Raw genomic sequence first — 10,625 nt, forward strand, 5'->3', positions numbered from 1 at the left:
TTTTACTGGCTGGATTAAACATGAATGAAAAATGAGCATTCACGCTCTTGCCCTGATATTGTTCCAGACCGCTAAAATCATATTCAGTTTCTGTTTTTGTACCATTAGCAACATGAATTGGGTTGCCTTGACTACAGCTGTTACTATCACCGTCCGAACCGAAATCGTCTTTGACGTTATTATGTAAACGGGTATGAAAATCCAAAGCCTTTGCCCGATTTTGTTGAGATCGTAGTAAATTTTGATTTGAAAAGTCCCATAAGGCTAATTTTGTGAGCATGTCACGGTACGCAGTTCCGTCAACGATAATACGTTCAAGGACTTCGGGTTCAGTTGGGGCAGCGACTGCTATACCTACGTTATTGCTAATAAGTACCGCAAGAGCGACAACTTTTACTTTATTTAAAGCCATATTTATCCTTAGCATTACTACTCTTATTTTTAAGTCGAATTGTGGAATTAAACAGCGCATTATTGATGATTTGAGGGATGGTAAAATCGATGAAGTTCTGATAAATAAATGATTTCTTAAAAAACAATCTATACCAACGTTAAGATTAGTCAAATACGGAATTTATTGCGGCCTTGTCGGTCTGACGCTGACGACAACCAAACCGGCGCAGGGGCAGCATAGCTTGACTGCTGTTATTCGACGCTTAACACGCTTTGTGGCTAATGATGGCCGCCCGTTGCTGCTGGCTATCGCTTTGCATGCGCTGCTGTTGTTGCTATTGCTCTGTATCGATGTGCGCCAGCCCGTTTTGCCGCCAGCTGTTGAACCGATTCAGACTTATCTGTATCAGGCGCCCAAACTGCCGCCAGCAACACCCGCAGCAACACCCGCATCAACAGCGCTAGCAGAAGCGGGTGCTGCCATTATATCCGCTTTGGCTGAGGCTACTGCAGCCGACCATGCCGCGCCAGAGCAGGACTTAAGCGACCCTTTAGTGCCAGAGCCTGACAAGGCTGAGCAAAACGCTGCAGTACAGACGGACACTGAGTTAATCACCGTCCCTGCTGAGCTAACCACAACCCCCGCTTTGCAAACCACGGCTCACTCTGTAGAAACGCTGCCGCTACCGGGATTGGCAGAGCGGGCGCTTAACCGGGTTACAACAGTGCAGCCCGAGCAACTGCACGATGCGGCCAGCGCCAGTTATCAACAATTTTTAGAAAAACAGCAGCACCCAAAAATGACTGTTGAACGGCGGCATCAACAGCTGAGCGCCGATCCGGCGCAACAAGTGCTGGCCACACTCAATAATGGCACGCAGCTGATCCGCACCAGACATGGCTGCCTGATTGCCGACCCCAGCAAAGAGGGTTTTGACGCGCTGATGGCATTAAAGCGCAGCGACTGTGGTGATGAAGTTAAAATTGATGCATTAAAACAGGCGCTGGACAAACACCTGAAACGCTAAGCTGCTGCAGCGCGTTAACCCTCAGCAATATGTTGCTCTAAGCGCGCTTTTAATTCGCCCTCAATCGGCACGGCCTTGCCGGTTTTTTGATCTAAACAGACAAAGGTCACCTGGGCATCGGCAGCGACGGCGTCTTTGCCGGCAATATGCACTTCCTGCGTGACCACCGCACTCTTACCGCCTACCTTACTAAAGCGGGTCAGTACCTGTAGCGTATCACCCATGGTGGCCGCTACCCGGTAGTTAATATTAATGTTAACAATTACCCAGGCCAGATTGTGTTTGGCAAACCAGTCAATATCACCACTGTCTTCTAAATAACCCCAGCGAGCCTCTTCTAAGAATTCCAGATAGCGGGCGTTATTAACATGCTGATAAATGTCTAAATGATAACCGCGAACTTTAATTTGCGTACTGTGTGTCATGGTTTGGTCCCGACGTTAAATAGAGACGTAATTGTGGCATAGCTTAACTGGCCATACCAGATATGGTGAGGTTTTTTGTTGGATGAATATTGCTTAGGTTAATTTTTGGTTTACTATGCAATAGTGGAATAAAAATTAATAATAGGTACACCTATGCGCTTATGCAGTTTGTTACTGTTAGCGATGGCCAGTTTTAGTTTGTCTGCCGACTGGCTGGCTGGCTTAACCGCTTATGAAAAGCAAGACTTCGCCAGAGCGAAAACAGAATTCAGCCAACTATTGCCGCTGGGTAATGGTAAAGCGGCCTTTAACCTAGGTGTCATGGCCTATTATGGTGAAGGTCAGGCGCCTGATCTGGTTGAGGCGTTATCCTATTTTATGTTGGCCAGTGAGTTTCAGCATCCGCAAGCAGACGACATCTTAGCGCGCTTGCAACAAGAAGCCACGGCCGAGCAGCGGCGACAAGCGCAAGCGCTGGCGGAGCAGGCACAGCAGGCGCTGGTCATAAAAACGGATTTCCGACCTTACCGTTTCACCGAAGAGCATCCGCCTGCGGCGCTGAGTACACCTATGCCGAATATCCCTGATGATGTGCATCGCAAACATCCCTTTGGTTACATAGTGCTGCGTTATTTAGTGGATGGTGAAGGCCGGGTGCAGGTGGTTGATACGGTTGATGCATTCCCAGAAGACGCCTTTGACTCCTATACCTTTCGCACTATGCGCCGCTGGCAATACGAAGCCACAGGTAAACAGCACCTGATGACAAAGCAAATTAATTTTTGGGTAAGAGGTGCGATGACCGGACGTCAGGCCAATCAGCTGTTAAATCATCAGAATTTATGGGATTATGCTCAGGCGGGTGCGCCACGTTATCAGGAAATGCTGGGCAGTGTACTTAATCTGATTGATATTGTTGCCGACGGTTTATTGGTGATTGACCGGCAACTGCCGTTAGATGAAAAAGCCCCGGATTTAACCGAACTGTTTCGCCAGCAACAGCTAAGGTTTTTGTTACCCAGCTTTGTTGGCTCTGTTGAGGTGCAAACTAACGACAAAGGTGAAATTGTGCGGGTTATCCAGGGTCGGCTACTGCAAAGCCCTACAGCAGACGAACTGATAGGTGAGCGCATCCGTGGTGCCAAAGCTGGCTGGTACAGTTTAAGCCGGGCCACCCGAAGGGATACCGCCACTGTGCAACATTATCTGCCGATGAGCAATGCCATGAATCCCTGGTACTGGTGGAATGAAGCGGCAGTTAATGGCGATCGAACCGCGCAGCGCATTCTGGGCGCTAAGCGGGAAGACTGGCAGTTTTATTTATTACAACAGCAAGATCCGGTGTCCAAAGCCTGGCATGGGGCGCGTTTAATACTGGACGGTGAAACGGCTGAAGGTCAGACACTGTTACAGCAAGCGGCGAGCGCGGGATACAGCCAGGCCGCGGAACTGCTGCAAGCCTTATTGCCACAAAATATCTAAATGCATACCACGGCTCGCTATTGAGCCTGATACAGAGTAAAGGAAGAAAAGATGAAAACAAGATGGATGCTAATCATTGCTTTGCTGCTGGTTAATCCGGCCAGAGCAGACTGGTGGCAAGCGATTAACGCTTATGAAAACAAGGAGTATGCTGCTGCCCTGCAAGGCTTTGAACAACTGATTACATTAGGCAATGAAGATGCGGCCTATAACTTAGGCGCTATGTACCATAATGCTGAAGGGGTAGCTGCTGATCAGGAAAAGGCCCTGGCGTACTTTATGCTTGCAGCAGAGCTGGGTAGGGCCGATGCCGCTGAACTACTGGAGCGGCTACTAGTGCAAGCAGACGCGGCACAGTTAGCAAAAACTGAACAGCAGCTAGCCGTGTTGCGGCAATCCGTCAGTATATGGCCAAAAGATCTTAACGAACCGACCGACACTGTTGAACTGCCCCGGCCCGTAAAGCGGGCGGAGCCGAGGTATCCGGTTGATGCTGCCAGATCTGGGCTGTTTGGCTATGTGTCTATGCGCTTTTTAGTGGATGAGCAAGGTAAAGTACAGGCAATAGATGTGGTGGATGCCTACCCTGCAAAAACCTTTGACCGCGAATCAATACGTGCTGTTAAGCGCTGGCAATATGAAGCGACAGGTAAAAAGCATTTGCTGAGCGTGCGGCTTGATTACAGCCTTGAGGGCGCAGTAAGCGTTAACAGTGCTCAAGCGTTGATTGATAAACATCAGTTATGGCAAGGGTCTTTACTTGGCTCACCGCAGCATCAGTTACTGCTGGGCAGTGTGCTGCGACTGATGGATGTGCAAAGCCGGGTTGAGCTTTATATAGACAAATCATTGCCGATAGACGGCCATTTAAATTTAGCGGTTTTTAAACCATTCAGCACGGTTAAAGCTGACTTTGATGGTTTTTTTGGTCGCGCTTTGGTGCGAGTGGCCGAAGATGGCCGCATTATTGAACAACTTAGTGCAGATTTTGCCCCAGAAAGCGACATCACCACCCTGCTGGGCTTAACGCTCAGTGGCAAGATAGAAACAGATGTGTATCGTTTAAGCAGGGGTGTTGATCAGCGATCAAGAAGTATTTATGTCAGACCGTCACTTAGCGTGCCCGCCAGTTTGTCAGCACATTACTGGTGGGATAGCGCCGCCAAAAATGGGAGTAAAGAAGCGCAGCGAATTATGGCGGCTTATGATGAACGCTGGGAGCAATATTTGCTGGATCAGCAAGATGCCGAAGTCATGGCTTGGGTCGGCTCCCGGTTGATGTTAGAAGGTCAGCGTAACGAAGGCTTAGCGCTGCTGGATGCGGCTATTGCCAAGCAGTATCGACCGGCGCTTGAGCTGAAAAAACAGTTAATGTAACAGGCTGGGTGACAGTTAAACCGGCAAAAAGCGGCATAAAGCCGCTTTTTGCGTTAACAGCGCTGGCTTAAATATAAGCAAAGGCATCAGCGTACATATGCTGGCGCTGCGCCCCTTGCTCGGCAAAGGCTTCGCGGGCTACCCCGGCCATGGCAAAGGGGCCGGCGATATAAATATCGTACGCTTCCAGCGAGACAAAATCGGCTAACACCGCTTCATGGACTAAACCGCTGCGCCCCTGCCAGAGGTTGTCGGGCTCTTGTACCACCGGGATATAACTGAATTTTTTACCCTGTGTCGCCCACTGCTGTATTTGCGGCTGATAGTACAAGGCATCCTGCTGGCGAACGCCCCAATATAAAAATACCGGCTGGCTGGCGTTGGCCGCACTTAATGCCTGGGCAATAGCATACACATAAGAAAAGCCGGTACCGCCAGCCAGTAAGATAACCGGCCGCTGACTGTCCTGACGTAATTGTGCTAGACCCAGGCCAATCTCTGCCATCACCGGTAACGCCGCAGCGTGTTGTTGTTTAAGATGCGTCAGCGCTGCGCTTGACCAGCTGTCACCGGCAGGGGTGCCTATGTGCAGCTCCAATTGTGGCTGGCTGGCGATGCTGGCGATGGAGAACGGCCTTTTATCTTCAGCGCTCAGTACCAGCTGCAAATACTGGCCAGGCTGGTAGTCCACGGCTTGTTGTGGCTGCAGCAGCACTTTACTGATGGCCGGGCTTAACGCCTCAACCGAAAGTACATGGCAGGCGATGGCAGTAACAGGGGCTGTGGTGGTCATGGTGTTCTCAATATTAATAAAGGATAAAAGTGCGCGTTTAGCCGGTAATAAAAGGGTGATGCAATATCACATCGCTCAGCGGGTAAGCCAGGCAACAATAAGTAAACTTTTGTTGTTTGTCTAGTTCAGTTAGTGGTTGCGGCTCAGCATAGCTAACTTCACCGCTTTTTAGCTTACAGACACAGCTGGTGCATACCCCTTGACGACAGCGATTTGGAAAATCAATACCCTGACGCAACGCCGCCACTAATATTGTTTCTCCTGGCTCAACACTAAAGTTAAGCCCTGCTGGTATCAGGGTGATATTGAAGCGGGTAGTGTTACTCAAAGCTTCGACTCATTAATTGGTAAATGAATACCGAGGCTTGGCCATAGGTCATCGACGCGCTGCTTAATCTCATCTGTCATCACTATGGGCTCACCCCATTCACGAGTGGTTTCTCCCGGCCATTTATTGGTGGCGTCCATACCCATTTTAGAGCCTAGGCCTGACACCGGCGAGGCAAAATCCAGATAATCTATCGGGGTGTTCTCAATTAATGTGGTATCGCGGGCCGGATCCATGCGTGTGGTAATGGCCCAGATCACATCCTGCCAGTCGCGGGCATTAATATCGTCATCACAGACAATAACAAACTTGGTGTACATAAACTGGCGCAGGAAGGACCAGACCCCCATCATCACCCGCTTGGCATGGCCAGGGTACTGCTTTTTCATGGTGACAATGGCTAAGCGGTATGAGCAGCCCTCTGGTGGCAGATAAAAATCGGTGATTTCCGGAAATTGTTTTTGCAAAATCGGAATAAACACTTCATTTAATGCGACACCTAAAATGGCCGGTTCATCCGGTGGCCGTCCGGTGTAGGTGCTGTGATAAATCGGGTCCTGACGCATAGTAATATGGGTGACGGTAAATACCGGGAAATTATCTACTTCATTGTAATAACCGGTGTGATCGCCATAAGGGCCTTCCGGCGCTAATTCGCCCGGGGCAATATAGCCCTCCAGCACAATTTCAGCGCTGGCCGGTACCTGCAAATCATTGCTAATGCACTTGACTACCTCGGTATTATCGCCGCGTAACAGTCCGGCAAAGCCATATTCTGATAGGGTATCAGGCACTGGTGTGACCGCGCCTAAAATGGTGGCCGGATCGGCACCCAGCGCTACGGCCACCGGGTAATTCTGGCCCGGGTTGGCTTTTTGAAATTCATAAAAATCCAGCGCGCCACCACGGTGCGACAACCAGCGCATAATCACTTTGTTTTTAGACAGCACTTGCTGGCGATAAATGCCGAGGTTTTGCCGCTCTTTGTGCGGCCCTTTGGTGACCGTCAGGCCCCAGGTGATCAACGGCGCGGCATCGCCAGGCCAGCAGGTCATCACCGGTAATTGGCTTAAATCAACGTCGTCACCGCTTAACACTATTTGCTGACAGGGCGCTTTTTTCACCAGCTTTGGTGACATATTCAGCACCTGCTTAAATATCGGCAGCTTACTCCAGGCATCTTTTAAGCCTTTCGGTGGCTCAGGTTCTTTTAAAAACGCCAGCAGCTTACCGACTTCGCGCAGTGCCGACACCTCTTCCTGACCCATACCCAGCGCTACCCGCTTAGGGGTGCCAAATAAATTGGCCAATACCGGCATGCGGTAGCCTTTGGGGTTTTCAAATAAAATTGCCGGGCCGCCGGCGCGCAGTGTGCGATCGGCAATTTCGGTCATCTCCAGTACCGGGTCTACTTCAGCAATGACCCGCACCAGCTCACCGCGTTGCTCTAATTGCTGAATAAAATCACGTAAATCTTTATATTTCATGCTTGGCTTCAGGCCCTGACTGTCATTGGTGGTTATTATACAGCTCTACGCTTTGCATGCCAGTCTGGCTCAGTGGGCAGTGCCGGCGACAGTACCGGACATTATAGCGGCGGCAGGTACGGGCCAGCGCAATTGCACCACGGCGCCATGCTGATTACTCAGTGTGAGCTGGCCACCATGCCACAGTACCACCTGATTAACGATATAGAGGCCAAGGCCATAACCGGCTTTGCTGTCACCGGTACTAAAGGCCTGTGTCAATAACTGGCTATTCTGAACAAAACCCGGACCATCATCCTGTACCGTTAAACAATAGTAGCCAGCCGCCTGCTGCAGACTGAGAGTAATAGTACTGTTGGCATAGCGCAGCGCATTACTCAGCAGGTTATTGACAGCCAGGGTCATGGCATCGGCAATAAAATGCATGTGCGCCACGCTATTATGAAACTCGAGCTGAAACTCATGTTGATAAACGTCGAAATTATCGCGGATAGCCGCCAGCCAGGGCTCGGTAGCTAAGGGTTGCAAGGTTTTGTTGGCCATATAATCCAGCCTGGAGAAATCCAGATAATCCTGCATTAGCTGATCAATTTCGGCGATATCACGCTGTAAAGTGCGTTGGTATTTCAGCGGCATCTGCTCGCCGCATAAACTTAGTGTAAATTTTATCCGGGATAAAGGGGTGCGGGTTTCATGGGTAATGGTACGGGCGATATGTTGCTGTTGTTGCAGCAAGCTACAAATGCGCTCAGACATCAACTCCACTTTGTTTGCCAATATAGATAAGCTGGAGTGCCTGGAAATATTGGCTTTGATCGGGTTAGGTTGTTCGCTAAAGGCAAGAGTCAGTTTACTCAGGCGCTGAATATCCCGGAATAGTGGCCACAAAATCACCATAAACAATAACGCCAGGGCACTGTAAAACAGCCAGGAAAAATCGGGTGAATCTTGGTGTTGCCAGTTATTGACCGGTCCGGCCTGCAGCAATTGACCTGTGTCGCTGTAACGATAAAAATAAGTGGTTAAATCAGGCATTTGTAGCGCCAGTGTTTCATTGTTTGCCAGCTTTTGCTCTAATGCGGCGGGCAGTTGTAAGCTGTTTAGCGGTACTTCACTAAAGCTAAGTTGCGGGCTGTTAAACAGTTGTTCCGCCGTGATCTGGTAAGCCGGCTCTGCCGGTACCAGCCCTTGATAGAGTTTCGCCAGCGCCCAGATCAGCGCACAGCTGGACAGTACAACCAGCAGGTAGAAATGCACAAATTGCTTATTCATGCGCACTGCCATAGCTAAACATATAGCCCTGACCACGAAGCGCGGCGATGGCAAAATTATCCGCAAAGTTGTCTGCCAGCTTACGTCTGAGCCGGCTGATTTTCAGATCAATCGCGCGATCAATGCCATCATAGGGCCGGCCAACAATTTCCTGAAATAGCAGATCACGGCCAACCACCTGGCCCTGATGGCTGCAAAGTAACCAGAAAATATCAAATTCCAGGGCAGTAAGTTGTAATGATTCTCCCTGAAAAAAAGCCTGATAACGCGATTTATCCAATAGTAAATCACCAATCTGCCGTTTATCGGTGAGTTGTTGATGTTTGGCGAAACGCAATGCGCTGCGAATTTTTGCCAATAACAATAATGGGGCTATGGGTTTGCACAGGTAATCGGCCGCCCCCGTTTCCAGGCCGGTAATTTGCTCGTGCTCTAAGGTCAGGGCGCTAAGAAACACAATAGGGCAGCTACAGCGCAGCCGCAGCTTATTAAATAGCAGCAGGCCATTTAAGTCGGGCAGCATAATATCACTGATAATCATGTCAACCGCTTGCGAAAAGGTTAAAGCTTGCTGTGCCGTGGCCACATGCTGAACCTGTATCTGGTGCTGGCTCAGAAATTCGCTGATCACTTCGGCCAGCTTAAGATCATCTTCTATCAACAATACAGAAATGGCTTCGTTCATAGGCTGTTCCACAAGTAACCACGTCTGGGCCGCGGTTTTTCGATATATTGATAGACGACGAAACGGCTGCTGCGCACTACCTGTTGCTGCTCATCACGTAAATCAATGTGTACCGCCTCAGAGCTGTCCAGCTGCAGTTGAAACAACGAAACGCGTTCAGGTTGGTGCAACTGACAGTGTTGCTGTTGTTGGGCCACAATACAAAGCATGCCTGTGTAGTTTGCTGTTACTGCCGCCTGTACCTGCGCCTTACAGCGCGGCATATCGGCAGAGACCGCACATTTATCCGGCGTTAGTGTCAGGGTAAAACGGGCATCTGCAGCAAGTAAGCCACCACTAAATATGAACAATAGTAGTAACAGCGTTGAGTACGGCATCAGAATCGGTATCTAAGCCCTATAAACTGGCTTCGATACGCCGTGTTGTTCAATAACAGCGTTCTGTCCAGTGCGTTATCCATCCTGGTGTATTGCAATTGGCCAATCACATCGAGCTGCTCGGTTAACGGGTATGCCATCACCAGCCGCAACTGATAATGGCGGCTTGCAGGCAGGCTATACCAGTTAAAACCACCAAGTTCACTGCTGGTGAAATTATAGTAGTAGTTGGTGGTGGTTGCACTTTTCAGCAAATATCGGGCGACCAACCGCAGTTTCAGCTTGTGTAGCTGCAGGTCGCGACTCAGGCTTAAATGATATTCTGTGCCATGGTGCCCGGCGGTTAAATCTACCAGGCCACTAAGACGGATATCAGCCAGCTGGGTTTTCCAGGTAGCGCTGAGCCCGCCCAGATAGCTCAGATGGCGGCGGATGCGGATATCGGGTGTGTCACCAGGATCGGAGTAGCCAAAATCGGGTACTAATATTTCCCGCAAGCCCAGGGTGTGGCGACCGTCAAAGTGATAAAAAAAGCCATCTTCGTTAAACTGACCTACCAGGTCGACATAAAACGTAGGCTGCTCGAACAACGAATAGCCAAGATGAGTGTTTTCCAGATAAAAGCGCTTGCCGTAGTAGCTGATGCCAGGCAGCAGAAACATTTTTATATCGTCGCGAAAGCTCAGTGGATTGTCGATCTGACCATAGCCTGCCGACAGACTAAACGCCCATTCCCCCTGGCTAGCGCTATCAGACGCGGCCGTGATACTACAAAATTGCAGCAAAGCGAGCTGCAAGACTAACAGAAATGGTTTCATGTTATCGCAAGGCAAAAGGTGAATAATGGCAGTCTAGCAAGCCATGCTGAAAAATGCAGCGATCTGGTTGCAGTTGCTACAAAACGCTACAGGAAAACAGTGCTGAAAGTTCTGGAAATGATGGTTTTATGTGCAGTCGGTAACGCAGGTTATCTGTACG

Annotated in this window: 12 protein-coding genes; 3 read left to right on the top strand and 9 right to left on the bottom strand. The window is 49.7% G+C overall.

The features are described 5' to 3' along the window. Nucleotides 1–412 (bottom strand): hypothetical protein (locus tag V7D78_RS02430; RefSeq protein ID WP_333606835.1); only part of this gene is annotated, 412 nt, incomplete at its 3' end. A 223-nt stretch (nt 413–635) separates the two neighbouring features. On the opposite strand from V7D78_RS02430, the gene V7D78_RS02435 reads away from it, so the two are divergent. Next, nucleotides 636–1,421 (top strand): hypothetical protein, encoded by a 786-nt coding sequence (locus V7D78_RS02435; protein ID WP_333606836.1) that lies wholly within the window; start codon nt 636–638, stop codon nt 1,419–1,421. A 14-nt stretch (nt 1,422–1,435) separates the two neighbouring features. On the opposite strand, the gene V7D78_RS02440 is transcribed toward V7D78_RS02435, so the two are convergent. Further along, nucleotides 1,436–1,846 carry an acyl-CoA thioesterase gene (locus V7D78_RS02440; RefSeq protein WP_333606837.1) on the bottom strand — a complete coding sequence of 137 codons (411 nt, stop codon included), beginning with the start codon at nt 1,844–1,846 and terminating at the stop codon, nt 1,436–1,438. A 153-nt stretch (nt 1,847–1,999) separates the two neighbouring features. Here V7D78_RS02440 and V7D78_RS02445 point away from each other — a divergent pair, with 153 nt between their 5' ends. Beyond that, nucleotides 2,000–3,328, top strand: a complete 1,329-nt coding sequence (locus V7D78_RS02445; RefSeq protein ID WP_333606838.1) for a hypothetical protein — start codon at nt 2,000–2,002, stop codon at nt 3,326–3,328. Between the two features lie 51 nt (nt 3,329–3,379). Then, the gene (locus tag V7D78_RS02450; protein WP_333606839.1) at nt 3,380–4,705 is read left to right on the top strand and encodes a TonB family protein; all 1,326 of its coding nucleotides are present in this window, start codon (nt 3,380–3,382) and stop codon (nt 4,703–4,705) included. A gap of 67 nt (nt 4,706–4,772) precedes the next feature. Here the strand turns inward: V7D78_RS02450 and fre are convergent, their stop codons facing one another. From fre to V7D78_RS02485, 7 genes are all read right to left on the bottom strand, one after another. Continuing rightward, complete coding sequence (gene fre, locus V7D78_RS02455) at nt 4,773–5,498, bottom strand: NAD(P)H-flavin reductase (RefSeq protein ID WP_333606840.1); 726 nt, start codon at nt 5,496–5,498, stop codon at nt 4,773–4,775. A 37-nt stretch (nt 5,499–5,535) separates the two neighbouring features. Continuing rightward, a complete protein-coding gene (locus V7D78_RS02460) occupies nt 5,536–5,826 on the bottom strand; it encodes a 2Fe-2S iron-sulfur cluster-binding protein (RefSeq protein WP_333606841.1) in 291 nt (96 codons plus the stop codon). Continuing rightward, nucleotides 5,823–7,313, bottom strand: a complete 1,491-nt coding sequence (gene ubiD / locus V7D78_RS02465; protein ID WP_333606842.1) for a 4-hydroxy-3-polyprenylbenzoate decarboxylase — start codon at nt 7,311–7,313, stop codon at nt 5,823–5,825. Before ubiD ends, V7D78_RS02460 begins: the two co-directional genes overlap by 4 nt. 69 nt (nt 7,314–7,382) lie before the next feature. Beyond that, a complete protein-coding gene (locus V7D78_RS02470) occupies nt 7,383–8,585 on the bottom strand; it encodes an ATP-binding protein (RefSeq protein ID WP_333606843.1) in 1,203 nt (400 codons plus the stop codon). Then, nucleotides 8,578–9,270 carry a response regulator transcription factor gene (locus V7D78_RS02475; protein WP_333606844.1) on the bottom strand — a complete coding sequence of 231 codons (693 nt, stop codon included), beginning with the start codon at nt 9,268–9,270 and terminating at the stop codon, nt 8,578–8,580. The genes V7D78_RS02470 and V7D78_RS02475 overlap by 8 nt, the downstream gene beginning before the upstream one ends. Continuing rightward, the gene (locus tag V7D78_RS02480; protein WP_333606845.1) at nt 9,267–9,647 is read right to left on the bottom strand and encodes a DUF3019 domain-containing protein; all 381 of its coding nucleotides are present in this window, start codon (nt 9,645–9,647) and stop codon (nt 9,267–9,269) included. The genes V7D78_RS02475 and V7D78_RS02480 overlap by 4 nt, the downstream gene beginning before the upstream one ends. Next, on the bottom strand, nt 9,647–10,465 hold the full coding sequence (locus tag V7D78_RS02485; RefSeq protein ID WP_333606846.1) for a MipA/OmpV family protein: 819 nt from the start codon (nt 10,463–10,465) through the stop codon (nt 9,647–9,649). The genes V7D78_RS02480 and V7D78_RS02485 overlap by 1 nt, the downstream gene beginning before the upstream one ends. Nucleotides 10,466–10,625 lie beyond the last annotated feature (160 nt).

Origin of the sequence: Arsukibacterium sp., from assembly GCF_036735525.1 — a bacterium.
Lineage (GTDB): Bacteria > Pseudomonadota > Gammaproteobacteria > Enterobacterales > Alteromonadaceae > Alishewanella.